We start from the raw sequence: 23,694 nt of genomic DNA on the forward strand, positions 1-23,694 counted from the left end.
TAGAAATTTGAGATGGCCTTATCTATTAACTAAGGCCATCAGAATAAGATATATAAGTAGGGCAAAATGAATTTAAAACAAGAAAAAATTGCAGTGTTATTAGGCGGAACATCCGCTGAACGTGAGGTTTCTCTGAATTCAGGTAAAGCAGTATTAGAGGCTTTATTAAACCAAGGTTATGATGCTCATCCTATTGATCCTAAAGAATATAATGTTGCTAATCTTAAAAAGGATGGTTTTCATCGAGTGTTTAATATTTTGCATGGCCGAGGTGGTGAAGATGGCACAATGCAAGGTTTATTAGAGCAAATTGGTTTACCTTACACTGGTTGTGGAGTGATGGCTTCAGCATTAACTATGGATAAAATGCGTACAAAAATGTTGTGGAAAGCATTTGGATTACCTGTAGCAGATATGGAAGTAGTAACCCGAGAAACCTTTGCTGAATTAGATGCTCAGGCTGTAGTGGAAAAACTAGGTTTACCATTAATGGTGAAACCTTCTTTAGAAGGCTCTAGTGTTGGATTAACTAAAGTTAAAGCTGTGGATGAGCTAAAAAGTGCAGTGGAATATGCCCTTAAATTTGATAATACGATTCTGATTGAAGAATGGTTGGCTGGCGATGAATTAACTGTGCCTGTATTGGATAGCCAGGTGCTTCCAGCTATTCGTATTGTTCCTGAAGGTGAGTTCTATGATTACAATGCGAAATATATTTCTAATAATACTCAATATTTCTGCCCAGCAGGTTTAACGCCTGAGCGTGAGCAAGAGTTAGCTATATTAGTAAAACGCGCTTATGATGCAGTGGGATGTCGTGGTTGGAGCCGTATTGATGTCATGTGCGATGCAAAAGGTGATTTTCGTTTAGTTGAAGTGAATACGAATCCAGGAATGACTAGTCACAGTTTATTCCCAAAATCTGCCGCAAGCGTGGGGATTTCTTTTGAACAGCTTGTTGTGAAAATTTTGGAGCTAAGTGTGTAATGAACATTCTGAAAAGGAAAACTCCACAGAATATTCGTTTTGGTGAACAAAAGCCTAAATATTATTTTCATATTCGGGCTTTCTTGGCCTTGCTTGGTATACTTTTTGCTCTAGGTATCTATTTTAATTGGCAAACTCTGCTAGAGAAAATGGATGATAAGCCTATTAGCGGTTTTGCATTGGCTGGACAAAAGGTTTTTACTACGGATGCCGATATTAAGGAAAGCCTACTCAAGATGGGCACGCTTAAAGGCTTTTGGGGGCAAGATGTTGAGCCAATTCAAGCGCAAATAGAAGCTTTACCTTGGGTTAAAAGCTCAATTGTGCGAAAAATATGGCCAAATCGTTTAAGTATTTGGATTACTGAATATCAACCAGTGGCATTTTGGAATCAGAATCAATTTGTTACTCAGGATGGCGTTGTATTCCAACTTCCAATTGAACGATTAAAAGAAAATACTTTGCCTTATTTAGGTGGGCCAGATTATCAAAGTTTAAAAGTATTGGAAGCATGGAATCAGATTTATGCCGATTTTAAATCAAAAAATTTAATTGCAAAAGGCATGAATATTGATGAACGCGGTGCATGGCAAGTAACACTTGATAATGACATTGTGTTAAAGTTAGGTCGTGGAGAATGGAAATCTAAGCTTGAACGATTTGTCACGATTTATCCGCAAGTTGATGTTCCAGAAAATAAAAAAATAGATTATATAGATTTACGATATGCGGCAGGTGCTGCTGTGGGTATGGCTGATAAATAAAAACTAGGTGCGAAAATGGTTAAAGGTGTTGAAGCTAAAACAATTGTAGGATTAGAAGTCGGTACGTCAAAAGTTGTTGCCGTAGTGGGTGAGGTATTTCCTGATGGCGTAGTGAATGTGTTAGGTGTTGGTAGTTGCCCATCTAAAGGGATTGATCGTGGCAGTATCACCGATCTTGAAGCTGTCGTAAATTCTATTCAAAGAGCCATTGAAGCAGCGGAATCTATGGCTGATTGTCAGATTATGAGTGTCACTTTGGCAATTACTGGTGAACATATTCAAAGTTTAAATGAAAGTGGTTTTGTGCCAATTTCAGATGGTGAAGTAACACAAGATGAAATTGATTCCGCACTGCATACAGCGAGCTCCATCAAGTTGCCTGAAGGCTTATCCTTATTACATGTGATTCCACAAGAATATGCGGTGGATCGCCAGTTGAATATTAAAAATCCATTGGGTTTGCAAGGTGTCCGTTTAAAAGCACAAGTACATTTAATTGCCTGTCATCAAGATTGGCAAAACAACCTGAAAAAAGCGGTTGAGCGCTGTGGTTTACAAGTGGATAAAGTGGTTTTCTCTGGTTTTGCAGCCACACATTCAGTATTAACCGAAGATGAAAAAGATCTTGGTGTTTGCTTGATCGATTTCGGTGCAGGCACAATGAATGTGATGGTTTATACGAATGGCGCATTACGTTTCAGTAAGGTTATTCCTTATGCAGGAAATATTGTGACTAACGATATTGCTCATGCTTGTACTATTTCGCGTGCAGAAGCTGAACGAATTAAAGTTAATTATGCAAGTGCATTTTATCCAGCTCGTTTACACGGTGATAAAAAAATTGAAGTTGCAAGTATTGGTGGGCGAGCGCCTCGTTCATTAACAAAGAGTGATTTATCCTTAATTACATCTGCTCGCTACACGGAACTTCTAGGTGTTGTGAAAGACGAATTAGATAAATTAAAGGCTGAATTGGAAACAAAACATGTGAAGTTTGAGCTTATTGCTGGCGTAGTGATTACTGGTGGTGGAGCGCAAATAGAAGATTTGAAAGAATGTGCATCTGACGTATTTAATTGCCAAGTACGTATTGGTAGCCCTCTGAATATTACTGGATTGACAGATTACGTCAATCGCCCTCAATATTCAACGGTGGTGGGTTTGTTGCAGTATAACCATAGTAACAGTGATGATGATTTGATTTCAGGAAATGATGAATCTGATGACGGAGTACTAAAACCAATTTGGAATGGAATTAAAAAAATTGTGAATAAAGTGCGGTCAGAATTTTGATTATTTTGATTTTTCATCTACAATAGAGAGAATTTAGGTTTTATATTGAGCCAGCTTATCTGGCCTTAACGGAGAACATCGATGTTATACCCAGAGTACCCTGAGTACGATAATTTTAATGAGTCCGGCGCACTGATCAAAGTTGTAGGTGTTGGCGGCGGTGGCGGTAATGCTGTAAACCATATGGTTATGAGTATGGTAAAGCAAGAAATGGGTGGAACTTATTTGGGTGAAAGCTCATTAACTTCAGAAGAGCATGGCCGTATTATTTTTTACGCTGTAAATACAGACGCTCAAGCATTACGTAAAAGCCAAGTTCAACAAACCGTACAAATTGGTGGAGAAACTACCAAAGGTTTAGGTGCTGGGGCAAATCCAAATGTTGGTCGTAAGGCTGCGGAAGATGATCAGGAAGAAATTCGCAAAATGCTTGAAGGTGCGGATATGGTCTTTATTGCAGCTGGTATGGGTGGTGGTACTGGTACTGGTGCAGCGCCTGTTGTCGCAAAAATTGCTAAAGAATTGGGCATTTTGACTGTTGCTGTTGTGACTAAACCATTTGCTTTTGAAGGCAAGAAGCGTATGCAATTTGCAGAGCTTGGTATTAAAGATTTAGCTCAGTATGTTGATTCGATGATTATTATTCCTAATCAACAAATCCAAAAAGTTCTCCCTAAAAATGCTAAATTAATTGATGCTTTTGCTGCAGCAAACGATGTGTTACGTAATTCGGTTATGGGCATTTCGGATATGATTACATCGCCAGGCCTAATCAATGTGGACTTTGCCGATGTAAGAACGGTTATGTCTGAAATGGGACAAGCGATGATTGGTTTCGGTTCTGCTATTGGTGCTGCAGGTGAAGGTAGAGCAGAAGAAGCCGCTCGTATTGCAGTACGTAATGATTTATTGGAAAAAATCGATCTTTCTAATGCTAAAGGTATTTTAGTAAATATTACAGCTGGTATGGATCTTTCTTTTGAAGAGTTTAATATCGTTGGTGAAACTGTCGGTAGCTTTGCTTCAGAAGATGCAACAGTGGTTATTGGTACGAGTTTAGTGCCAGAGATGAGTGATGAAATTCGAGTGACTATTGTGGCAACAGGATTAGGAGAAATCGCCCCAACTGAGTCTGTTCAAGTATTGCGTCCTTCTCGTCCAGTTGAGCCAGAAGGTACAGGTCGCGTAAATATTGTGCCTGATATACATACTCGTGAGCCAGTAGAATCTCAAAAAACTCCAGCAGAAGAATATCATCGCCCGCTGGATAAACCTATCACAGATCGTTTAGAAGCATTTAAGAAAAACAGTTTCTTCAATCCTGCGCAACGTGAAGAGAATTAATTTAATTGGTTTTTAGAAATACCTGGAATATTAAGGTAGTAGAATGATTAAACAAAGAACATTAAAACAAAGTATTAAAGTAACAGGTGTTGGTTTACATAGCGGTAAGAAAGTGACTTTAACGTTACGTCCAGCTATACCAAACACTGGTGTTGTTTACTATCGTACAGATTTAAATCCTGCAGTGGCATTCCCTGCTGATCCTAATTCCGTACGTGATACAATGCTTTGCACTGCATTAATTAATGAGCAAGGTGTGCGCATTTCTACTGTTGAACATTTAAATGCCGCATTATCGGGCCTTGGTATTGATAATATCATTATTGAGGTTGATGCGCCTGAGATTCCTATTATGGATGGTAGCGCGAGTCCATTTATCTATTTGTTGTTAGATGCGGGAATTGAAGAACAAAATGCACCTAAGAAATTCATTCGTATTAAAGAACACGTTCGAGTTGAAGATGGTGATAAATGGGCTGAATTTAAACCTTACAATGGTTTCCGTTTAGATTTCACTATTGATTTTGATCATCCAGCTATTGGTAAAAATGTTCGTAATTATGTTATGGATTTCTCTGCTCAAGCATTTGTTCATCAAATTAGTCGAGCAAGAACATTTGGTTTCATGAAAGATATAGAATATCTTCAATCTCAAGGTTTAGCATTAGGTGGTAGCCTTGATAATGCTATTGTTCTTGATGATTATAGAATTTTAAATGAAGATGGCTTACGTTTTAAAGATGAACTTGTTCGTCATAAAATGTTAGACGCAATTGGCGATCTTTATATGGCTGGTTATAACATTATTGGTGATTTTAAAGCTTATAAGTCTGGCCATGGTTTAAATAACAAGTTACTACGTGCTGTATTAGCAAATCAAGAAGCATGGGAGTTTGTAACTTTCGAAGATAAAGAACAAGTACCGCAAGGGTATGTTGCACCTGTTCAAGTATTTATCTAATCATTTTATTTTTGAAAAAGCTATATTTCTGCTAAGAAGTATAGCTTTTTTATTTTCATCGCACTTTAAATGACTAATGCTTAAAAGTGCGGTTTGTTTTTCTTATTTTTTACAAGGGGATGCTATGAAGCTAGAATTATCTGAAATTCGCCAACAAATTACGCAAATAGATCGTAGTTTATTAAAATTGCTTTCTGAGCGTCATCGTTTAGCTTTCGATGTGGTGAGAAGTAAAGAGATCTCTCAAAAAGCTTTACGTGATGTAGAGCGAGAGCAGCAACTTTTACAAGAATTAGTTCAATTTTCAGAAAATGAGAATTATCAACTTGAACCACAATATATCACTTCAATTTTCCAAAAAATCATTGAAGATTCAGTATTGACCCAGCAAGTCTATTTGCAGAATAAACTTAATGAACAACGTAATCAAAATTTACATATTGCTTTTTTAGGTAAGAGAGGTTCTTATTCAAATTTAGCTGCACGTAATTATGCTGCTCGTTATCAAAAACAATTTGTAGAACTGGGATGTCAGTCTTTTGAGCAAGTATTTGAGAAAGTGCAAAATGGTGAAGCAGATTTTGGTATATTGCCTTTAGAAAATACAACATCAGGTGCTATTAATGAAGTCTATGATTTGCTCCAGCATACTGACTTATCATTGGTAGGCGAGCTAGCTTACCCAATTCAACATTGTGTTTTGGTAAATGGCACCACTGAATTAAGTGAAATTGATACTTTATATAGTCATCCTCAAGTGATTCAACAATGTAGTCAATTTATACATAGCCTTGATCGAGTACATATTGAGTATTGTGAAAGTAGCTCACATGCAATGCAACTTATTGCAAGTTTAAATAAGCCGAATATTGCGGCATTAGGAAATGAAGATGGTGGTAAATTATATGGACTTAGCGTATTAAAAACTAATATTGCTAATCAAGAGAACAATATTACCCGTTTTATTGTCGTTGCTAAAGAACAGCGTGAGGTTTCACCACAGATACCGGCAAAAACATTATTGTTAATGACAACTTCACAGCAAATTGGCTCATTAGTTGATGCACTTTTAGTTTTCAAAAAACATCAAATTAATATGACGAAATTAGAGTCTCGTCCCATTTATGGGAAACCTTGGGAGGAAATGTTTTATCTCGAAATAGAAGCGAATATCCATCATCCAGATATTCAGCAAGCGTTGGAAGAGTTAAAGAATTGTAGTAATTATCTAAAGATTTTAGGTTGTTATCCTAGCGAGATTGTAAAACCTGTTAATTTATAAAAAAGTGCGGTCAATAAAATTATTTTTGACCGCACTTTTTTATGCCTTTTTATTTCGTTCTAAAGATTTGTGCTGAATTTGGACGATTTTCCCTTTAGCTTGAAAATATTCGCCTAACTGCTGTGCAATATAAACGGAGCGGTGTTTTCCCCCTGTACATCCAATGGCAATGGTTAAATAGCTACGATTGTTTTTTTCTAACATTGGCAACCAAGTATCAATATAGTTACGAGTGAGGTAGATAAATTCATTTACCTGCGTGTGACTATTTAGAAATTCTGCTACTGGCGCATCTAATCCTGTCATTGGGCGTAATGTTGGATCCCAATGCGGGTTAGGTAAGAAACGTACATCGAAAACATAATCAGCATCTAAAGGAATTCCATATTTAAAGCCAAAAGATTCAACAACGATTTTTAGTTCTTTATCACTATTTCCTCGTAAAAATTCGCGTAGGCGTTCCGCAAGGGTATGGGTAGAAAGATGGGTGGTATCAATAATAAAGTTTGCGTGTTGAATTAATGGCTCAAGGTAGCGATATTCTTCATCTATTGCTGCTTCAAGAGATAGATCTTTCAAGGAAAGTGGGTGCAGACGGCGTGAGTCGCTATAACGACGAATCAATGTGCCACGATCTGCTTCAAGAAAAATAATCTTTAATTGATGATATTTTTGTAAGGTATTTAGAGTTTGTTCAAGAGTATTGGCTGAATTAGGAATATTACGAATATCAAGGCTGATTGCGACCGAAGATTGGGATTGAGATAGAATATCAGTCAATTGAGGAAGTAAATCTAGAGGAATATTATCAACACAATAATATCCGGCATCTTCTAATGCTCGTAAGGCTACGGATTTTCCTGCGCCAGAACGTCCACTAATAATGATAATTTCCATAATTCCCTCTTTAAATTATTCTTGGGTTTCTTCAGGCGAAGTTTCTGCCCTATCTGAAATCTCAAAAACTTGCCAAATTTCATCTGCACTTTTGGCTGAACGTAATTGTTTTAACATATTTTTATCGGTAAGTTTTTCGATTAATGATGCCAATATAGGGATGTATGTTTCGCACTGATTCTCTGGAATAAGTATAGCAAAAATTAAATCTACAGGTTTACCATCAAGCGAATCATAATTAATTGGGTTATCCAATTGCATAAACATGGCAATTGCTTTGTCACATACCTCAAGAGGAATTTTCGCCTTAGGCATTGCTATGCCATTGCCTAGCCCCGAGTTACCCAGCTTTTCTCGATCAAAAAGAGATTCAAAGCACGTTTGCTCACCTTTATCACAGTGAAGTTTTTCTTCTACAAAATGTGCGATAGATTCAAATAATCGTTTTTTGCTAGAAAAACTAACGCCCTGACGAATATTCTCAGGGCTTAATAGTTCAGTTATTTTCATTTTTATAATTTGAATTGTTCGCCTAGATAAACGCGTTTAACGTGTTCATCGTTCATGACTTGTTCTGGTGTGCCTGTTGCGATAATTTTACCTTCGCCAACAATATAAGCGCGTTCACATACATCAAGTGTTTCACGTACATTATGATCGGTAATCAAAACGCCTAATCCTCGGTTACGTAAGTCGGTGATAATTTTCTTAATATCGCTCACAGAAATTGGATCTACACCAGCAAATGGCTCATCTAATAGAATAAACTTGGGATTTGCAGCTAATGCTCGTGCAATTTCAACTCGACGGCGTTCACCGCCAGATAATGACTGACCTAAACTATCCCGAATATGGCCAATATTAAATTCCTCAATCAACTCATCAGCTTTTTCTCGACGTTGTTGAGAGGTTAAATCTTTGCGTATTTCTAATACAGCCATTAGATTTTCATATACAGTCAAACGGCGAAAAATAGAGGCTTCTTGTGGCAAATAACCGATTCCACGTTGCGCACGATTATGCATTGGGAGCAAACTAATGTCTTCTCCGTCAATAATAATTTTACCTTGATCTTGGCGAACTAACCCGACAACCATGTAGAAAGTTGTTGTTTTCCCAGCACCGTTTGGACCCAGTAAACCGACAATTTCATTAGAGTTTACAGTTAAACTTACATCTGAAACAACTTTACGGCTTTTATAGCTCTTAGCTAAATTTTCAGCAGTCAAAATTGACATAAATTACTTCCCTTTAGCTTGTTGTAATTGCGATGGAATAAGGACTGTTGTTACACGTGATTTTCCATTGCCATTAGCTTTAAGTTGCTGTTTTTTCACATCGTAGGTAATTAGTTGTCCATTAATCTTACTATCAAGTTGCTTTAATTCAGCATTATCAGTTAATATCAAAAATTCAGTACCAAGATCATAGTGAACTTTATTTGCTTTTCCATACACTGGCTTACCATTATCTAGCTGTTGATGGAATGTTACTGGGGTACCAAATGCTTCTACGGTTTCTTTTTTACCTGAATTTTCAGGTGGGCGCGTAATGACAACTTTATTTGCCTTGATTAAAATTGAACCCTGAGTAATTGAAACGTTATCAGTAAAAGTAACAACACTTTTTTCCATATCTAATGATTGATTATCAGAAACAATGTTGATTGGTTGATTCGTATCATCTTTCAACGCTAAAGCAGAGAAAGAGGTCATGATTAATGAAGCGAGTAAAATAATTTTATTATTTGTTAATTTCATAATATGTTTTTACCTGTTCTTTTAATGTTGCAATTTGTTGGCGTAGATTGCCAATCATTTTTAAGCCTGTTGAGTTAAAATTTTGCCCGTTTATTTTCACCATTGTATCTGATGAAATATCTTGAGTTTTTAAGTTAACCTCTGCAACTTGTGTTTCGATTCGCTGTAACCGAGAAGTTGGTTCTAAACTTTCAGCAACGACATCACCCTCTAAATAAAGCATTTCATCTTTCGTCAATTTGGCTTTTTTGGCGCTAAGTTTCCAACTTTGAGATTCTAATAATTTTGCTGAATTATTTGATTTTTCAGCATTATTAGATGTAGAGGCATCGAATAAGTACACCAAAGGCATTTCAAATTCAGTATGGCCATCAGATGTATAATGTTTCACTTTGTCTGCGGTCGAAAGATATTGTTTCTTACCTTCAGGGGAAAACACCGTAGTTTCCATTTTATTTCCAATATAATCTGGACTATCTGGTTTTTTTACTAAGTTTAATAAATCAGGTTTATCGCTATTTAAAGAATAAAACCATCCCAGCGAACCGAGAGCGATAAGACCTAAAATTACATTCCAACGAATATTCATATTTTTAAATTTATTACTCGAAAAGTGCGGATAAAAATTTAATATTTTTTAATCTTCTAACATCAATGTTTTGAGCATTTGATAAATTTCTCGATAGGCTTTCGATGGTTTATTTTGCTCACGTTCTTTTTGTGCCGAACGAATAAGATTACGTAGTTGTTGACGATCTACATCGGGATAATCATTGAATAAATAGGTTAGAGCCACGTCACCTTTTTCTACTAATTCATCCCGCACTTTTTCGATTTTGTGCAGCATAGCCTGCTGTTGGTTATGTTTATTTTCGATTTTATCTAATGCTTCACGAATGGGCTCAACATCAATTCCTCGAAATAATTTTCCGATATACTGTAATTGACGGCGACGAGCTTCTTTTTGTAAACGCTGTGCAAGTTCAATGGCATCAAGTAAGGATTCATCAAGTGGGATTTTGGCAAGATTGGCTTTGGTTAAATTTACAATCTTCTCACCAAGTTGTTTTAAATCTTCAGCATCGCGTTTGATTTCGCTTTTACTTACCCAAATAATTTCTTCTTGCTCTTCATCTTCCCAATCGAAAACTTCTTTTTTCTTGCGTTTTGCCATAATTTCTCTCAACTAAAATTTGGCGCGTATTTTAGCACAAAGTTTCAAAATAATATAAAATGTGACAAATTTTTAACGGGAAAAAATAATGAAAATAGCCGAAAATCAAACCGCACTTTTGAAAGCTCAAGAACAAGAATTACGTCAAGCAGTTAGCTTTGCTGTTGAATTAGCAACAAAATCAGGCGCGAGTGCAGAAGTCGCTGTCACTAAAGTGAGCGGATTGTCAGTATCCACACGCTTGCAAGAAATTGAAAATGTTGAATTTACTAATGATGGTGCATTGGGGATCTCCGTTTATATGGGACAACAAAAAGGCAATGCATCAACATCAGATTTAAGTGAAAGCGCTATTCAAAACGCAGTGGAAGCCGCACTTGCTATTGCAAAATACACTTCACCCGATGATTGCACAGGCCTTGCGGATAAGGATTTAATGGCTTTTGATGCGCCTAATTTAGAGCTTTATCATGCTGCTGATGTAGATGTTGATAAAGCAACAGAACTTGCACTTCAGGCTGAAAAGGCGGCTTTAGAGGCGGATGAACGCATTATAAATAGTAATGGCGCAAGTTTTAATTCACATACAGGCGTGAAAGTGTATGGAAATAGCCATGGCATGTTGCAAAGTTATTTATCAAGCCGTTATTCCTTATCTTGTTCGGTTATTGGTGGCGTAGAAGATGCCTTAGAAAATGATTATGAATACACGATCTCTCGTGAATTCGACAAACTCCAATCGCCAATTTGGGTTGGAGAAAATTGTGCAAAGAAAGTCGTTTCTCGTTTAAATCCTCAAAAATTGAGTACACGAGAAGTGCCTGTTATTTTCTTAAATGATGTTGCAACTGGTCTTATTTCTCATTTTGCTGCTGCAATAAGTGGTGGTAGTTTATATAGAAAATCGAGTTTCTTGCTCGATCATTTAGGTAAACAGGTCTTACCTGATTGGTTCAATATCAGTGAGAGACCACATTTATTACGCCGTTTGGCTTCAACGCCTTTTGATAGTGAAGGTGTTCGTACGCAAGATCGTGAGATTGTCGAAGACGGGATATTACAAACTTATTTAGTGACAAGTTACAGTGGTAAAAAACTCGGTATGCCAAGCACTGGTCATGCTGGTGGAATTCACAACTGGCTTGTTAAGCCAAATTTGGCCGGTGGATTGACCGCACTTTTACGTCAAATGGGAACTGGATTGTTAGTAACTGATGTCATGGGACAAGGTGTCAATATTGTTACAGGCGATTATTCGCGTGGTGCATCAGGTTTTTGGGTGGAAAATGGTGAAATTCAGTATCCAGTCGCCGAAATTACTATTGCGGGACAATTGCAAGATATGTTGAAGAATATGGTTGCTGTAGCGGATGATATAGAGCATCGTTCTAACATTCAAACTGGTTCTATTTTGTTAGATAAGATGAAAATTTCAGGAAATTAAAAAATATTTTTAAAATTGAGAATTATTCTTATTGACAATAACTAAATGTCTGCTACTATATGTACATCTGTTAAGCGATTGCAGGTTGCTCCAACAGGTAGAGTAGAAAGTAAATTCGTTAGGGTTCAAAAAGGCTGAAGGTTTAAACTTCAGCCTTTTTTTTGTAAAATAGCAAACGATTTTATCCCCTGTCATTTCATAAGGAAACACAATGAAAAAACACCACGTTGACGTTTTAATCTCAGAGAACGATGTTCATGCTCGTATTGCTGAATTAGGTGCTCAAATCACAAAATTTTATCAAGAAAAACATATCGATAGCCTTGTTGTCGTAGGGCTTTTACGTGGTTCCTTTATGTTTATGGCGGATATTGTTCGTCAGATAAATTTACCTGTGGAAATTGAATTTATGACCACTTCAAGCTACGGCACAGGCATGACCACGAATCACGACGTTCGTATTACCAAAGATTTGGACGGTGATATAAAAGGTAAACACGTTTTAATTGTGGAAGATATTATTGATACGGGTTATACCTTGGAAAAAGTGCGTGATATTTTGAATTTGCGTGATCCTGCTAGTCTTGCAATTTGTACATTACTTGATAAACCTTCTCGTCGCGAAGTGGAAGTTCCTGTTGAATGGATTGGTTTTGAAATTCCTGATGAATTTGTGGTGGGGTATGGTATCGATTACGCGCAACGCCATCGTAATTTAGGCTATATCGGTAAAGTTGTTTTAGAAGAATAATTTGCTTTTATAGAAAAGTGCGGTTGAAATTTTAAATGAATTTTTAACCGCACTTTTTATAACTTAAATCGATGAATAATTTGATTTGCGGAACCTCGCCAAACTAAACTCGGGTCTGCCTGTTCTTGAATAAATTTCCCATCAATTAACACATCAATATAAGGCAACATAGCACGTTGTTGTTCGTCTAATTCATCCAGTTTATAACCCGTCCAAACCCAGATGTCTTTATCTGGGCATTCTCGTTTTACACGTTGCACAAATGGCAATAATGTTTCTACGTTGAGGGGATGAAGAGGATCGCCACCTGAAAGCGTCAACCCTTGGCGTTTAATGCGAGTGTCTTTTAAATCATTGATGATTTGTTGTTCCATCGCTTCATCAAATAATACACCCGCTGAAAATGACCAACTTTTTTGGTTATAGCAACCTTTGCAAGCATGCGTACATCCACTGACGAAAAGAGTGCATCTTGTACCTTCGCCATTGATAACATCGGTCGGGTAGTATTGGAGATAGTTCATTTCATAAAAATCCTAAAGCTTAAATTCTCACCAAATTCACCGCACTTTTTAATTAATCTTTGCAATACGGCGGTAATTTCTGCATAATAGCGCGCAATCGCATTGCGATATCAATGGAAACCTTCTCGGTCTCTCGCAACGGTGTCTGGTTTACTCGGTCAGGTCCGGAAGGAAGCAGCCAAAGTCGGAATTACTGTGTGCCGAGAAGAAGCTGGGAAGGTTTCCGCCTAACTTCCTTTTCTTATACTCGCTCAATCAATCTTTTAAAGAAACCATTTTCTTTGGTGATTAAACTATTGTAATCGCCTTCTTCGATTAATCTTCCGTTATCAATTACACAAATTCTATCGAATTGTTCAATTGAACTTAGACGGTGCGTGACCATAATTAGGGTTTTATTTTCGGCGTGTTGAAGAATCAAACGTAAAATTTGACGTTCAGTTTCGCGATCTAAGCCTTCTGTTGGTTCATCTAACAATAAAATTGGTGCATTATTGAGTAAAATACGAGCTAAACCTAAACGTCGTTGTTCCCCACCAGAAAGCGGGCGACCACCATCCCCAAGCCAAATATTTAAACCTTTTCCTTCTTGCTCAAGTAATTTGCTTAAACCAACCTGATGTAGCACTTCAATCATTTGTTCATCAGAAATTTCATCCGCACTTGCAAATTGTAAATTTTGACGAAGCGTATCACTAAACACATGAACACGTTGAGTTAAAAAACAAATTTGGCCGCGTAATGTCTCTTCTGAATAGGCGGAAATTGGTTTTTCTGCTAATAAAAGCTCACCTTGATTCGCATCATAATTGCGCACTAAAAGTTGAAGAAGTGAAGATTTCCCACTTCCAGTTTTGCCTAAAATAGCAATTTTTTGTCCTTGTTCTAAATCTAATGTAAGATTTTTTAATACAAGTGTTTCTTGCCCTGGATAGGAAAAACTTAAATTCTTCGCAGAAATCAACCGCACTTTTGTTTCAAATTCCTCGTTACTATTAAACTCAACAAGCGGTTTTTGCTCAATGATTTCGGTCACACGTTCTGCTGCAGCAATCACTTGACCTATATGTAAAAATGCAGCACCCAATGGCATGATGATCTCAAAGGCTGCAAGTGCAGCAAAAGTGAAAAGTGCAATATAAGCCGTGCGATATTCATCTGTGCCAAAATCGGCGTTACTTGCAAACCATAGCATTCCAGAAATTAATAAACCATTTAGAAACAGAACAAGTGCGGTAGAGAATCCGCTTAATTTTGCTTCTTTGGCTTGATCTTCCTGCCATGTTTTTTCTGTGGCGGACATTTTCTCTTTTAATTTATCTTCTGCATTAAATAATAAAAGCTCGGCTTGTGCTTGGATAAATTCTAAAAACTGGGTTCGATAGGTCGCGCGTGCTTGGATTAAGCGTTCGCCAAATTCCTGCCCTAGTCGATAGAAAACAGTTGGGATAATTATTAATAAAATTAACAAAAATAAACCTAAACCAAGAGCGAGTGGAATATTGACGAAGCTGAGTCCAATCGTCATGGCAATGATAACAAATGCAACAGTGAAGAATGGTGCAAGTAAACGTAAATAGAGGCTATCAAGTGTATCAACATCGGACACTAAACGATTTAACAAATCGCTGTTGCGATAACGATTTAACACTGCTGGACTTAAAGGGATAATTTTTTCAAAAACTTGTACGCGTAATTTGGACAAAATGCGGAATGTTGCATCATGCGTCACTATTTTTTCAAAATAGCGCATGACGGTTCGTCCGATAGCTAAACCTCGCACACTGGCTGAAGGGTAGAAAAAGTTAAATAGCGTGCCTAGTCCTGCAATGGCTGTAGCGGCTAAAAACCAGCCTGAAACGGTAAGCAGGCCCATGCTAGAGCCTAAGCCTAAAATCATCAGCACCAAGCCTAAAATAAGAGGAAATTTGGCGAATTTAAATAAACGTATAAACGGAAGTAATGTGCGCATTATTGGATATCCTGTTGTCGTTGAGCGAGTAGTTCAGCAAAGAAACCTTCATGTTGTAATTCGGCAAATTTACCTTGCTGTACTATTTCTCCTCGTTGCATCACAAAAATTTGATCACATTGTTTCAAATCTTCAATTCGGTGTGTAATCATCAGCGTAGTTTGATGCTGGCTTGCTTCATTCAGTGCGTGCAAAACAAGATTTTCTGATTGCGCATCTAAGCTTGCGGTTGGCTCATCGAGCAAAAGTACATCGCCTTTGCGTAACAAGGCACGCGCAATGGCAAGACGTTGAGCTTGCCCCACAGAAACGCCTAATCCACCATCTTTGATTTCGTGATGAAGTCCAAGTTTATCGGTAAATTCTTTCGCTTGAGAACGTATTAACGCTTGATTAATTTCTTCATCGTTGGCTTGAATATTGCCAAGTAGTAAGTTTTCTTTAATTGTACCTTGTAATAACAATGGATTTTGTCCTACCCAGGCAATATGTTTGCGCCAGTCAGCTAGATTGCTTTCGCGAAGTTCTTGTCCATTAATTTTGAGAGAACCCTCATAAGGTAAAAAGCCTAAAATTACATTCATTAATGAGGTTTTTCCTGCGCCACTTTGTCCTACAAGCGCAACATTGTGATTTGCTGGAATTTGGAAATTTAACGGCTTGGTTAATGCTGAACCCTGTGTCGAAAGTACCACTAAATTTTCGGCAGAAATTTCAACCGCACTTTCCAAAGAAATTGTTTTTTCATTTTGATGAACGGTTAAATAATCGGATTCTAAGAAATCAACAATGGCATCTGCTGCACCAATACCCGCTGCGCGGTCGTGGTAATAAGCGCCCAGATCGCGTAAGGGTTGATAAAACTCAGGTGCAAGAATTAAACAAAAGAAACCGGTGAAAAGTGTAAGCGGTGCATTATAGGTACCAAATTCAATTTGACCTAAGTAGCTAAAACCAAAATAGACCGCCATCAGTGCGATGGAAATAGAGGTAAAGAATTCCAATACGGCAGAAGAGAGAAAAGCGAGTTTTAGCACATCCATTGTGGTTTCACGGAAATCTTCAGTGGCATTTTCAATATGCTCAGTTTGTTCAGAAGTGCGGTTAAAAAGACGCAAGGTTTCCAAACCACGTAAGCGATCTAAAAATTGGGCACTGAGGCGAGAAAGAGTATCCATATTTTTTTGGCTGTTGTCAGCCGCAGCAATACCGACAATGATCATAAACAGAGGAACAAGCGGTGCGGTAATCATTAAGATTAAGCCAGCAGCCCAGTTCAACGGAAATACAGCAATTAAAATAACGACTGGAACAATGGCTGAAAGACTTTGTTGAGGCAGAAAACGGGCATAGAAATTATGTAAGTTTTCAACTTGTTCCAACATAATGCTTGCCCAACTTCCAGCTGGTTTTTGATTGATTGTCGCAGGGCCGACAAGATGGATTTTATCCAGAATTTTTTGACGAATATGGTTGCGTAATAATTGTCCGCTTTGGAAACCAATTTTTTCTCGTGCCCATAAAATAATAGCACGAATCCCGAAGCCGATAATTAGTCCGAGAAAATAAGGAATGAGTTCATCACGAGGCACATTTTGCATAATCAGTTTATCAAGCAACGTTGCAAGAAAATAAGTTTGCGCGACTAAAGTGAGTGCAGAAAGCGTAGCTAAGACAATGTTTGCGCACATTAATTTTTTGATAGGTTCTTGTTGTGCGCGAAGCCATTTTTGTAAATATTTTTGGCGAAGTTTGTTCATAGTTTTATCGTGATATAGAAAAAGTTCCCCTCTTTTAAAAAGAGGGGAGTTAGTTAGAGAATTTATGCTTCTTGAGCATCTAAATAGCGTTCTGCATCCAAGGCTGCCATACAACCAGTTCCCGCAGAGGTAATGGCTTGGCGATAATTGTGATCCATTACATCGCCTGCTGCGAACACGCCTTCCACAGAAGTGGCTGTTGCATTTCCTTCAAGACCAGATTTTACAACGATATAGCCATTATTCAATTCTAGTTGCCCTTGGAAAATGTCCGTATTTGGCGAGTGACCAATCGCCACGAATAAACCATCTAATTTGAGTTCTTCTTTCTTTCCAGTTTTAGTGTCGGCTAAACGTAATCCGGTTACGCCCATGTTGTCACCTAACACTTCATCTAAAGTGCGGTCAGTATGAAGAACGATTTTTCCTTCTTCTACTTTTTTGTATAAACGGTCGATAAGGATTTTTTCTGCACGGAAGCTATCGCGACGGTGGATTAAATGCACTGTACTTGCAATATTGGCTAAGTAAAGGGCTTCTTCCACTGCAGTATTTCCACCACCAATCACCCCAACTGGCTTATTGCGATAAAAGAAACCATCACAGGTTGCACAAGCAGAAACGCCACGACCTTTGTAGTTTTCTTCTGACGGTAAGCCAATATAGCGTGCAGAGGCGCCTGTTGCGATAATTAACGCATCACAAGTAAAATTTTGCACATCGCCAAAAAGTTTGAATGGACGAGAGGATAAATCTACGCGATTGATATGATCGAAGACGATTTCTGTTTCAAATTTTTCTGCATGTTGCAACATACGTTGCATTAAACCTGAACCAGTAGTCATCTCAAAATCACCTGGCCAGTTTTCGATTTCATCGGTGGTGGTAAGCTGGCCGCCTTGTTGCAAACCCGTCACCAATACTGGTTTTAAGTTTGCACGTGCTGCATAAATGGCAGCTGTATAACCAGCAGGGCCTGAGCCTAAAATTAAAAGTTTTGCGTGTTTGATATCTGACATAAAGAATCCTTGTTTTTTGTAAAGAGAGAATTAATTGAATTTAAGTTTATTCTGATGATTGCTATGTATGAAATTGTTCTATACACCTTATCAATTATAAACCTTTCGATTAATAGAGCAGTGAATAAAGCAATCGGCGAAACTTATTTGTTAACGGATCAGCATTGCCCATTGCACTTAAAATGGATAAAAATTGTTGTTTAACTTCACCATTCTGCGCACCTAAGTCGGTTTTTAAAATATCGAAAAGTAGTGTCAACGCTTCTTCATTTCGTCCAGCTTGATGAAGTTGTATAGCAAGTTTTATTGCAATTTCAGCTGTTGGGTTTTTAGCATAATCGGCCTGTAATTGTTGGATTTCAGGTGTGTCGGCAGCTTGAATTTGTAGCTCAATTTGTGCCTGTAATCCGTGCCAACGACTATCACGATCTTGCAACGGAATTTGTTTTAGAATTTCTTGTGCTGGCTCCGTTTTTTTCATTGCAATATAGGTTTCAGCGTAGAGCAGGGCGACATCACTATTTTTCTTATCTGAAAGTTCCCATGCGTCTTTCAATAATGGCAATGCAGCCTCATAATTTTCTACTTGCAAGAAATCTAATGCTTGTTGGAATTTTAAATCTTCTTCTTTCGGTAAAATAATGCTTAATCGTTGGATTAATGACGCTTTATCAAGCGCACCTGGAAATGCATCTAATGCCTGTGCTTCTTTAAACAAATAGGTGGTTGGCAATGCTTGGATGCGGAATTGTGCGGCAATCATTTGCTCTTTTTCACAATTTACTTTTCCAAGAACAAATTGTCCTTGATATTGTTCTGCAACTTGCTCAAGTAAAGTCAAGAAATCTGATGATTCTTTATGCGTTGGAGCATAAAAATTGATGACAAGTGGTTTTTCTAAGGATTGTTGCAGTATTTCAGTAAGATTTTGTTCGTTGATGTCAACGATAAAAGGAAAATCAGCCATGTTTTATCCTTGTGAAAAAATAATGGCTGATTTTAGCAAAGTGCGGAAGATTTTAGAAACGTTTTACCATTTCTATTATTAAGCAAGTTTTTCTAGGATCAATTTTCCCATCATTTCAATATGTGCATGCTCTACATTAAGTGCAGGAATATATTGATAAGATTGTCCTCCATTGTTTAGGAAATTTTCTCGATTTTCTTTGTCAATTTCTTCAATGGTTTCTAAACAATCTACGGAGAAACCTGGACAAATAACAGCAATTTTTTGAATGTTCTGTGTTGCAGCAGATTCTAAAAATTTATCGGTATAAGGTTGTAGCCATTCTTCACGCCCAAAGCGAGATTGAAACGTCATTCCCCATTGGTTTTCTGTTAATCCCAATTTATTAACAACAGCAATAGTCGTTTGTTTACAATGTTCACGATAATAATCGCCCATTTTTTCATAACGTAAAGGAATACCGTGATAAGAAAATAGCAAAAACTCATCAGGTTTTAACCGCACTTTTATGGAGTCGGCTAAGGCGTTAATGTAATTTTCATCAATATGATAAGAATGGATGAAATCAAAAGGCACTAATCTTCGTTCTTCTTTAAGAGCGTTAGCGAAAGCATCAAATACTGCGCCCGTAGTTGAGCTAGAGTATTGCGGATAAAGTGGCAAAACAATAATTCGCTCAACTTGATTTTTAAGCAAATTCTTCACCGCACTTTGCATTGATGGATTGCCGTATGTCATGGCAATTTCTACTTGAGTATCGATATTTTGATTATCTAAATAGGCTTGTAATGCGTCTTTTTGTTGTCGTGAAATAGCAAGTAAAGGAGAACCTTGCGCAGTCCAAATTGATTGATAATTTTTGGCAATACGTTTAGAACGTAATGGCAAAATAATGGCTTTAAGCAGTGGATACCATTTGCAACGCGGTAGATCGACCACGCGAGGATCCGTTAAAAATTGCCATAAATAACGGCTGATTGACTTCGGTGTCGGGCTATCTGGCGTGCCTAGATTGGCAAGTAATACGCCGATTTTTGCGGATTTTGTCATAAATTGATTACGGAAAGGGTTAATCTAGAAACACAACAAAGTTTATTCTCTTCTGTGCGGATGTCAATTTGCCAAACTTGGATATTTCTGCCTAAATTAATTGGAGTGGCTCTCGCAGTTACTTTACCTGAACGAACAGGGCGAAGATGATTGGCGTTAATATCCAATCCAACTGCAGTTTTGCCTTCTTCTAAACAAAGCGAACCCGCAAGAGAACCAATTGTTTCAGCTAAAGCAACCGAAACCCCGCCATGCAATACACCAAACGGCTGCATAGTACGATGATCCACAGGCATTGTCGCTTCAATCCAATCTTCGCCAAAAGCAGAAATTTCAATTCCAAGATGGCTAACTGCACTGTTGGAGCAAAGTTGATTTAAGTTTTCGAGCGTGAAGTTTTTTTGCCAAATCATGATGTTCCTTTCATTACGCTAAAATTTCTAATAATGCCTGCACTGGGTGTTTTAGCACCACATATTCATAACGTTTTACCTGACTGCGACAAGAATAACCAGTTGCTAAACAAAAGTGCGGATCTTTTCCATGCAGTTTTTTATGCCACGATACATCGTAGATTTCTCGGCTCATTTTTTGATTTTGAACTTCATGTCCAAATACACCAGCCATACCGCAACAGCCTACTTTTTCTACATTAAGTTGTTGCCCAAATCTTCCAAAAATTTCTTGCCATTCTTTTGGACTGTTCGGCATAAAAGTAGATTCCGTACAATGCGGGAATAAATACCAATCGGAAGTGCGGTCAGTTTTGACGATGTTTTTCAGTTTATCTTGTAACGCCGTATTTTGTAAGCGTTGTTTTAACCATTCGTGAGCGGTGAGAACGTGAAAGTCACCATGTTTTTCTTGTAGTGCTTCCTTGTATTCATCTCGATAAGATAGCACGATAGCTGGATCAACGCCTACAAGTGGAATGCCTAATTTTGCCATTCGATTTAAAAACTCGGCTTGGTTTTGTGCTGTTTTGCTAAAGCGTTTTAAAAAACCTTTAATATGCATTGCTTTGCCATTTGGTTTAAATGGCAACAGAATTGGTTTAAAGCCTAATTTCTGCGTAAGCATAACAAAATCGCGTACCACTTTCGCATCATAGTAAGAGGTGTAAGGATCTTGCACAATAAATAAAATATCGTTTTTTTCTACCGCACTTAGACTTTCCAATTTTTCTAAGGATTTGCCTTGATAATGAATTTCCACCAGCTGTTGTTGCAAATTGGGTTCAGAAAGCAAGGGCAAATCGGTCATGCCTAGTGTTTTTTCCACTAATGTTTGCGTGACTTTTAGCTTGGTAAAATAATTAAAGAATTTTGCCTGTTTTGCCATATAAGGCGCAGCGATTTCTAAATTTGCCACAATGTGATCTTTTGCGGGCCGTAAGTAGCGGCTGTGATAAAAATGAAAGAATTTCGCGCGGAAACTTGGTACATCAATTTTAATCGGGCATTGGCTCGCACAGGCTTTACAAGCAAGGCAAGTATCCATTGCAGCTTTTACTTCGTGAGAAAAATCATAATCGCCTCGCCATTTTTGAACCGTATTGCTCAGTCTTTTCACAAGTGAAGTTAGCTTTATTTCTGTTTTACGGAAGTCTAATTGTGCGGGCGAAACATTTTCATTCGCCATCAATCGAAGCCATTCTCGAACCATAGCTGCGCGACCTTTCGGCGAAAATACACGGTTTTTACTGACTTTCATCGATGGGCACATAATGCTGTGTTCATCAAAATTAAAACATAAGCCGTTTCCATTGCAGTTCATCGCCCCCTTAAATTCATCTCGTATTTGGATAGGAATTTGGCGATCGTTATCCGCCCGCATCGGCGAAAGAATAGAATAAAGTTCCTCTTTGGAATCCAAAGGCGTACAGATTTTGCCCGGATTTAAGCGATTGTTTGGATCGAATAAGGTTTTGATATAACGAAGTTCGTACCAGAGTTCTGGCGTAAAGAATTTTTCGCCGTAATGGGAACGTACGCCTTTTCCATGCTCTCCCCAAAGTAATCCACCATATTTAATCGTAAGTTCTGCCACTTCATCTGAAATTTGTTTAAATAATTTCACTTGTTCTTTATCGCATAAATCAAGCGCTGGGCGAACGTGCAATACGCCCGCATCCACGTGCCCAAACATGCCATATTGTAAATGATGCTTGTCTAATAAAGCACGAAATTCACTAATATAATCCGCAAGATTTTCTGGGGGGACACAAGTATCTTCTACAAAAGGAATCGGTTTGGCTGCACCTTTTGCATTACCAAGTAAGCCCACTGCTTTTTTTCGCATTGCATAAATTCGCTCGATAGACGGTAAATCAGAACAGACTTGATAGCCAATAATGTGATCTTGATTGTGTTCGATTTTTTCATCAAGTGAGAGACAAAGTGCGGTGACTTGGCGGTCTATTTTTTCTTTATTATTACCAGCAAATTCCACAATATTTAAACCGAGAATTGGATCTTCTTCATCTTCTGTAAGAAGTTCATTCACCGAGTGCCAAATAATATCTTGTTTGGCGAGGTTTAAGACTTTGGAATCAATGGTTTCCACAGAAAGTGCATTGGCTTTCACCATAAAAGGGGCATTGCGTAATGCCGCATCAAAAGAACGATATTTAATATTGATGAGCGTGCGATACTGAGGAATAGGCAGAAGATTGAGTTTGGCTTCACAAATAAATGCGAGAGAACCTTCAGAACCAGTGAGAATTCTGGTGAGATTAAATTCACTTTCATCTTCATTGAATACATTTTTGAGATCGTATCCCGTTAAAAAACGGTTAAGTTGCGGCAGATCTTTAATGATTGCCGCTCTTTTTTCTTTACAGTGTTGCGCAATGGTTTGATGGAGTCTTTTGCTACTATCACTTAATTCAAGCGCATCGACGTTTTCTAAAACATCGACAGAATTGACCGCACTTGTATCTAAAATTTCACCGTTCATTAATACTGCGCGTAATGCCAAAACGTGATTAGAGGTTTTACCATATTGCAATGAGCCTTGCCCCGAGGCATCCGTATTAATCATTCCACCTAAAGTCGCTCGATTGCTGGTGGATAACTCTGGGGCAAAGAACAAACCATGTGATTTTAAAAATTGATTAAGTTGATCTTTTACTACGCCTGCTTGTACACGAACCCAACGTTCTTTTACATTGAGTTCTAAAATAGCAGTCATATGACGAGAAATATCTACTATTATATTGTTATTGATGGATTGTCCATTTGTGCCAGTGCCTCCACCGCGAGGCGTAAAGGTGAGCAATTGATATTCAGGTAAATTTGCTAATTTTGTTATACGCACTATATCAGCAACAGTTTTCGGAAAAAGAATCGCTTGAGGAAGCTGTTGGTAAACGCTGTTATCCGTAGCAAGACTTAATCTATCTGCATAATTTGTAGAGATATCTCCTTCAAAATGTTGTTTTTTAAGTGCTTGGAGATAGTTAAGGACATCTTGTTCAATTTGTGGAGTGCGATTTAGACTTGGCAACATAGCATTTAACTCATTTAAAGATATAAATAGCTGGGTGTTCTCGATAATATCTTAAGGTGCGAACAATGTCGAATTAGATTTTGAGCATTTTTAAGGAGTGTTTTATGGAGTAAACGAGTCAAGAATAGCATGTTTTTGAGTAAAAAATGAACAAAAAGTTCAAAATAATTTGATCTTTTCAATTTTTATAGGATAATAAGCGCACTTTTGAACGTTCCTTTGGCGTAAACAAAGG

General features: G+C 37.8%; 22 protein-coding genes and 1 other RNA gene. 9 read left to right on the forward strand and 14 right to left on the reverse strand.

Going from position 1 to position 23,694, the window contains the following annotated elements; translation table 11 throughout:
- The first annotated feature begins 66 nt into the window (after nucleotides 1-66).
- From HMPREF9096_RS02500 to HMPREF9096_RS02475, 6 genes are all read left to right on the forward strand, one after another.
- The gene (locus tag HMPREF9096_RS02500) at nucleotides 67-987 is read left to right on the forward strand and encodes a D-alanine--D-alanine ligase (protein WP_009766832.1); all 921 of its coding nucleotides are present in this window, start codon (nucleotides 67-69) and stop codon (nucleotides 985-987) included.
- A complete protein-coding gene (locus tag HMPREF9096_RS02495; RefSeq protein WP_009766833.1) occupies nucleotides 987-1,751 on the forward strand; it encodes a cell division protein FtsQ/DivIB in 765 nt (254 codons plus the stop codon). The genes HMPREF9096_RS02500 and HMPREF9096_RS02495 overlap by 1 nt, the downstream gene beginning before the upstream one ends.
- A 15-nt stretch (nucleotides 1,752-1,766) precedes the next feature.
- Nucleotides 1,767-3,044 (forward strand): cell division protein FtsA, encoded by a 1,278-nt coding sequence (gene ftsA / locus HMPREF9096_RS02490; protein WP_009766834.1) that lies wholly within the window; start codon nucleotides 1,767-1,769, stop codon nucleotides 3,042-3,044.
- 81 nt (nucleotides 3,045-3,125) lie between these two features.
- The gene (ftsZ, locus tag HMPREF9096_RS02485) at nucleotides 3,126-4,388 is read left to right on the forward strand and encodes a cell division protein FtsZ (protein WP_009766835.1); all 1,263 of its coding nucleotides are present in this window, start codon (nucleotides 3,126-3,128) and stop codon (nucleotides 4,386-4,388) included.
- A 43-nt stretch (nucleotides 4,389-4,431) separates the two neighbouring features.
- Complete coding sequence (gene lpxC / locus HMPREF9096_RS02480) at nucleotides 4,432-5,349, forward strand: UDP-3-O-acyl-N-acetylglucosamine deacetylase (RefSeq protein WP_009766836.1); 918 nt, start codon at nucleotides 4,432-4,434, stop codon at nucleotides 5,347-5,349.
- Nucleotides 5,350-5,473: 124 nt separating this feature from the next.
- Complete coding sequence (locus HMPREF9096_RS02475) at nucleotides 5,474-6,631, forward strand: chorismate mutase (protein WP_032803528.1); 1,158 nt, start codon at nucleotides 5,474-5,476, stop codon at nucleotides 6,629-6,631.
- 39 nt (nucleotides 6,632-6,670) lie between these two features.
- Here HMPREF9096_RS02475 and rapZ read toward each other — a convergent pair whose 3' ends face one another.
- From rapZ to yjgA, 6 genes are read right to left on the reverse strand one after another with little or no spacing between them, the layout of a single operon-like run.
- The gene (rapZ, locus tag HMPREF9096_RS02470) at nucleotides 6,671-7,528 is read right to left on the reverse strand and encodes an RNase adapter RapZ (RefSeq protein WP_005637682.1); all 858 of its coding nucleotides are present in this window, start codon (nucleotides 7,526-7,528) and stop codon (nucleotides 6,671-6,673) included.
- Between the two features lie 15 nt (nucleotides 7,529-7,543).
- Nucleotides 7,544-8,038 carry a PTS IIA-like nitrogen regulatory protein PtsN gene (ptsN, locus tag HMPREF9096_RS02465; protein WP_009766838.1) on the reverse strand — a complete coding sequence of 165 codons (495 nt, stop codon included), beginning with the start codon at nucleotides 8,036-8,038 and terminating at the stop codon, nucleotides 7,544-7,546.
- A gap of 2 nt (nucleotides 8,039-8,040) precedes the next feature.
- Complete coding sequence (gene lptB / locus HMPREF9096_RS02460) at nucleotides 8,041-8,766, reverse strand: LPS export ABC transporter ATP-binding protein (protein WP_005627189.1); 726 nt, start codon at nucleotides 8,764-8,766, stop codon at nucleotides 8,041-8,043.
- A 3-nt stretch (nucleotides 8,767-8,769) separates the two neighbouring features.
- Nucleotides 8,770-9,288 carry a lipopolysaccharide transport periplasmic protein LptA gene (gene lptA / locus HMPREF9096_RS02455; protein WP_009766839.1) on the reverse strand — a complete coding sequence of 173 codons (519 nt, stop codon included), beginning with the start codon at nucleotides 9,286-9,288 and terminating at the stop codon, nucleotides 8,770-8,772.
- Nucleotides 9,272-9,877 carry an LPS export ABC transporter periplasmic protein LptC gene (gene lptC / locus HMPREF9096_RS02450; RefSeq protein WP_009766840.1) on the reverse strand — a complete coding sequence of 202 codons (606 nt, stop codon included), beginning with the start codon at nucleotides 9,875-9,877 and terminating at the stop codon, nucleotides 9,272-9,274. The genes lptA and lptC overlap by 17 nt, the downstream gene beginning before the upstream one ends.
- Before the next feature lie 48 nt (nucleotides 9,878-9,925).
- Nucleotides 9,926-10,462, reverse strand: coding sequence for a ribosome biogenesis factor YjgA (gene yjgA / locus HMPREF9096_RS02445; RefSeq protein WP_009766841.1), 537 nt, complete (start codon nucleotides 10,460-10,462; stop codon nucleotides 9,926-9,928).
- Between the two features lie 88 nt (nucleotides 10,463-10,550).
- Here yjgA and pmbA point away from each other — a divergent pair, with 88 nt between their 5' ends.
- Both pmbA and hpt read left to right on the forward strand, forming a co-directional pair.
- Nucleotides 10,551-11,906 (forward strand): metalloprotease PmbA, encoded by a 1,356-nt coding sequence (pmbA, locus tag HMPREF9096_RS02440; protein WP_009766842.1) that lies wholly within the window; start codon nucleotides 10,551-10,553, stop codon nucleotides 11,904-11,906.
- A gap of 211 nt (nucleotides 11,907-12,117) precedes the next feature.
- Nucleotides 12,118-12,657 carry a hypoxanthine phosphoribosyltransferase gene (gene hpt / locus HMPREF9096_RS02435; RefSeq protein WP_009766843.1) on the forward strand — a complete coding sequence of 180 codons (540 nt, stop codon included), beginning with the start codon at nucleotides 12,118-12,120 and terminating at the stop codon, nucleotides 12,655-12,657.
- Nucleotides 12,658-12,713: 56 nt separating this feature from the next.
- Here the strand turns inward: hpt and nrdG are convergent, their stop codons facing one another.
- The gene (gene nrdG / locus HMPREF9096_RS02430) at nucleotides 12,714-13,181 is read right to left on the reverse strand and encodes an anaerobic ribonucleoside-triphosphate reductase-activating protein (RefSeq protein ID WP_005637703.1); all 468 of its coding nucleotides are present in this window, start codon (nucleotides 13,179-13,181) and stop codon (nucleotides 12,714-12,716) included.
- A gap of 122 nt (nucleotides 13,182-13,303) precedes the next feature.
- Here nrdG and ffs point away from each other — a divergent pair.
- Nucleotides 13,304-13,402: signal recognition particle sRNA small type (ffs, locus tag HMPREF9096_RS09185), an RNA gene on the forward strand.
- Between the two features lie 20 nt (nucleotides 13,403-13,422).
- Here the strand turns inward: ffs and cydC are convergent.
- From cydC to HMPREF9096_RS02395, 7 genes are all read right to left on the reverse strand, one after another.
- Nucleotides 13,423-15,153 (reverse strand): cysteine/glutathione ABC transporter ATP-binding protein/permease CydC, encoded by a 1,731-nt coding sequence (gene cydC / locus HMPREF9096_RS02425; RefSeq protein WP_009766844.1) that lies wholly within the window; start codon nucleotides 15,151-15,153, stop codon nucleotides 13,423-13,425.
- The gene (gene cydD / locus HMPREF9096_RS02420) at nucleotides 15,153-16,913 is read right to left on the reverse strand and encodes a cysteine/glutathione ABC transporter permease/ATP-binding protein CydD (protein WP_009766845.1); all 1,761 of its coding nucleotides are present in this window, start codon (nucleotides 16,911-16,913) and stop codon (nucleotides 15,153-15,155) included. The genes cydC and cydD overlap by 1 nt, the downstream gene beginning before the upstream one ends.
- A gap of 62 nt (nucleotides 16,914-16,975) precedes the next feature.
- Entirely contained in the window at nucleotides 16,976-17,932 is a 957-nt protein-coding gene (trxB, locus tag HMPREF9096_RS02415) for a thioredoxin-disulfide reductase (RefSeq protein ID WP_009766846.1), read from the reverse strand.
- 109 nt (nucleotides 17,933-18,041) lie between these two features.
- Nucleotides 18,042-18,899: a co-chaperone YbbN gene (locus tag HMPREF9096_RS02410; RefSeq protein WP_009766847.1), complete on the reverse strand. Its 858-nt coding sequence runs from the start codon at nucleotides 18,897-18,899 to the stop codon at nucleotides 18,042-18,044.
- 78 nt (nucleotides 18,900-18,977) lie between these two features.
- Nucleotides 18,978-19,949, reverse strand: a complete 972-nt coding sequence (gene hemH / locus HMPREF9096_RS02405; protein WP_009766848.1) for a ferrochelatase — start codon at nucleotides 19,947-19,949, stop codon at nucleotides 18,978-18,980.
- Nucleotides 19,946-20,362, reverse strand: a complete 417-nt coding sequence (locus tag HMPREF9096_RS02400; RefSeq protein ID WP_009766849.1) for a hotdog fold thioesterase — start codon at nucleotides 20,360-20,362, stop codon at nucleotides 19,946-19,948. The genes hemH and HMPREF9096_RS02400 overlap by 4 nt, the downstream gene beginning before the upstream one ends.
- Nucleotides 20,363-20,375: 13 nt before the next feature.
- On the reverse strand, nucleotides 20,376-23,459 hold the full coding sequence (locus tag HMPREF9096_RS02395) for an FAD-binding and (Fe-S)-binding domain-containing protein (protein WP_009766850.1): 3,084 nt from the start codon (nucleotides 23,457-23,459) through the stop codon (nucleotides 20,376-20,378).
- Nucleotides 23,460-23,694 lie beyond the last annotated feature (235 nt).

It is taken from the genome of Haemophilus sp. oral taxon 851 str. F0397 (assembly GCF_000242295.1).
In the GTDB taxonomy this organism is placed as follows: domain Bacteria; phylum Pseudomonadota; class Gammaproteobacteria; order Enterobacterales; family Pasteurellaceae; genus Haemophilus.

What these genes read in the sequence shown, in the direction of transcription:
- HMPREF9096_RS02500 (WP_009766832.1), top strand. Translation starts at nt 67, where the DNA reads ATGAATTTAAAACAAGAAAAAATTGCAGTGTTATTAGGCGGAACATCC.
- HMPREF9096_RS02495 (WP_009766833.1), top strand. Translation starts at nt 987, where the DNA reads ATGAACATTCTGAAAAGGAAAACTCCACAGAATATTCGTTTTGGTGAA.
- ftsA (WP_009766834.1), top strand. Translation starts at nt 1,767, where the DNA reads ATGGTTAAAGGTGTTGAAGCTAAAACAATTGTAGGATTAGAAGTCGGT.
- ftsZ (WP_009766835.1), top strand. Translation starts at nt 3,126, where the DNA reads ATGTTATACCCAGAGTACCCTGAGTACGATAATTTTAATGAGTCCGGC.
- lpxC (WP_009766836.1), top strand. Translation starts at nt 4,432, where the DNA reads ATGATTAAACAAAGAACATTAAAACAAAGTATTAAAGTAACAGGTGTT.
- HMPREF9096_RS02475 (WP_032803528.1), top strand. Translation starts at nt 5,474, where the DNA reads ATGAAGCTAGAATTATCTGAAATTCGCCAACAAATTACGCAAATAGAT.
- rapZ (WP_005637682.1), bottom strand. Translation starts at nt 7,528, where the DNA reads ATGGAAATTATCATTATTAGTGGACGTTCTGGCGCAGGAAAATCCGTA.
- ptsN (WP_009766838.1), bottom strand. Translation starts at nt 8,038, where the DNA reads ATGAAAATAACTGAACTATTAAGCCCTGAGAATATTCGTCAGGGCGTT.
- lptB (WP_005627189.1), bottom strand. Translation starts at nt 8,766, where the DNA reads ATGTCAATTTTGACTGCTGAAAATTTAGCTAAGAGCTATAAAAGCCGT.
- lptA (WP_009766839.1), bottom strand. Translation starts at nt 9,288, where the DNA reads ATGAAATTAACAAATAATAAAATTATTTTACTCGCTTCATTAATCATG.
- lptC (WP_009766840.1), bottom strand. Translation starts at nt 9,877, where the DNA reads ATGAATATTCGTTGGAATGTAATTTTAGGTCTTATCGCTCTCGGTTCG.
- yjgA (WP_009766841.1), bottom strand. Translation starts at nt 10,462, where the DNA reads ATGGCAAAACGCAAGAAAAAAGAAGTTTTCGATTGGGAAGATGAAGAG.
- pmbA (WP_009766842.1), top strand. Translation starts at nt 10,551, where the DNA reads ATGAAAATAGCCGAAAATCAAACCGCACTTTTGAAAGCTCAAGAACAA.
- hpt (WP_009766843.1), top strand. Translation starts at nt 12,118, where the DNA reads ATGAAAAAACACCACGTTGACGTTTTAATCTCAGAGAACGATGTTCAT.
- nrdG (WP_005637703.1), bottom strand. Translation starts at nt 13,181, where the DNA reads ATGAACTATCTCCAATACTACCCGACCGATGTTATCAATGGCGAAGGT.
- cydC (WP_009766844.1), bottom strand. Translation starts at nt 15,153, where the DNA reads ATGCGCACATTACTTCCGTTTATACGTTTATTTAAATTCGCCAAATTT.
- cydD (WP_009766845.1), bottom strand. Translation starts at nt 16,913, where the DNA reads ATGAACAAACTTCGCCAAAAATATTTACAAAAATGGCTTCGCGCACAA.
- trxB (WP_009766846.1), bottom strand. Translation starts at nt 17,932, where the DNA reads ATGTCAGATATCAAACACGCAAAACTTTTAATTTTAGGCTCAGGCCCT.
- HMPREF9096_RS02410 (WP_009766847.1), bottom strand. Translation starts at nt 18,899, where the DNA reads ATGGCTGATTTTCCTTTTATCGTTGACATCAACGAACAAAATCTTACT.
- hemH (WP_009766848.1), bottom strand. Translation starts at nt 19,949, where the DNA reads ATGACAAAATCCGCAAAAATCGGCGTATTACTTGCCAATCTAGGCACG.
- HMPREF9096_RS02400 (WP_009766849.1), bottom strand. Translation starts at nt 20,362, where the DNA reads ATGATTTGGCAAAAAAACTTCACGCTCGAAAACTTAAATCAACTTTGC.
- HMPREF9096_RS02395 (WP_009766850.1), bottom strand. Translation starts at nt 23,459, where the DNA reads ATGTTGCCAAGTCTAAATCGCACTCCACAAATTGAACAAGATGTCCTT.